This is a genomic window from Pseudomonas sp. K8 (genome assembly GCF_014889455.1).
In the GTDB taxonomy this organism is placed as follows: Bacteria; Pseudomonadota; Gammaproteobacteria; order Pseudomonadales; family Pseudomonadaceae; genus Aquipseudomonas; species Aquipseudomonas veronii.
Window position 1 is genome coordinate 1 of the sequence record NZ_VJWO01000114.1, and the last position, 1,283, is coordinate 1,283.

General features: G+C 54.9%; 1 protein-coding gene. It reads right to left on the reverse strand.

Features of this window, described 5'->3' with window-relative positions; translation table 11 throughout:
* Positions 1 to 20 precede the first annotated feature (20 nt).
* The gene (locus INT12_RS30420) at positions 21 to 1,199 is read right to left on the reverse strand and encodes an integrase core domain-containing protein (RefSeq protein WP_413468894.1); all 1,179 of its coding nucleotides are present in this window, start codon (positions 1,197 to 1,199) and stop codon (positions 21 to 23) included.
* Positions 1,200 to 1,283 lie beyond the last annotated feature (84 nt).

Genomic DNA, 1,283 nt, shown 5'->3' on the forward strand with positions numbered 1-1,283 from the left:
TGTACAGACGGAGACATCCTTTACAAACGAGACCGGGGACATCCTTTACGTTTCTGGGTGCTGGACAGCCGGCTTGCACCGCTGTCTAGCCTACCCAGTGGATAGTTACATAGGTACATGTCCCACACGTTGTCGTCCACTTCTCGCAGTCCAACGGACTCTCCTACCAGTGACTCACTCAAAAAGATCATCCTGCCCCTCCACTTCATTGATCCGTCTGTTCTGACTTTGCGTACCTCCATATCCGCTCCATATTCGGCAGGAGGTACCCAGCCTGTATAGATCCTTGGCGATTTATCGTACAGATCGTTCGGCACTTTCATACCCAACGCCTCGTGCGGCCGATCATGATTGAATTCCTGTCGAAATCGTTCAAACGCCAACTGCTGCTGGACCATATTAGCTTCTGGCGTCTTCAGTAACGCGGCCTTGAGTGAGCGATGCATACGTTCATGCCGCCCGTTCTGATCGGGTCGCCCCGGCTGAATACGCTCTGGGTAGATACCCAGTCGTATCCACCATACGGCCAGACTCGAGAGCCTGTTGAGGCCGGTTGAAGCGAAGGGTGAACCGTTGTCAGTCCTGATGACGTCAGGCAGACCATACTCGCGAAAAGCCCAGTCAAAACCCTCGCGGGCCCCAGCCACACTGGGCTGAGCACGACACAACAATATGAATCTGCTGGCCTGATCCGTGAGTGTCAGCGGGTAACAGCGTCGGCCATCCGCCATTAAAAAGTCGCCTTTGAAGTCAGCGGCCCACGTTTGATTGGGGAGGTCTGCCGGGCGAAGTTTGACGGGGCCGGTAGGCGGACGATTGCGCTTGCGCCGCTCTTGGACCAGTCCCGCTCGTTTGAGCCATTCCCCCGCCGTGCTGGGTGCCGGCCAATGACATTCCGGATAGCGATTGGAAAGGACCTTGACCAGCTTTTTGGGGCCCCAGTCATGGTGTTGATGCTTGAGCTCAATTAGAGCAGCAATATGTGCATCGCACGTTTGAAAAGGGCTTGAGAGTGGACGGCGTGAAGCCTCCTTGAGTCCGTCCAAGCCCGCAGTGGCGTACCGTTGCAGCCACTTGTCCAAGGTCGGCCGACTAATGCCGTAGCTCAATGCCAGTTGATGTTTTGAATAGGCGCCGGACAGCCAGTCGCCTATCAATCTGACTTTTTGGTCCATAGGGGACTCTCGATTCCATGACATGGCCAGTTACCTCCTGGCCATGATTAATACATGTAAACGATGTCTCCGGTTTCAAACGTAAAGGATGTCTCCGGTCTGTACCGG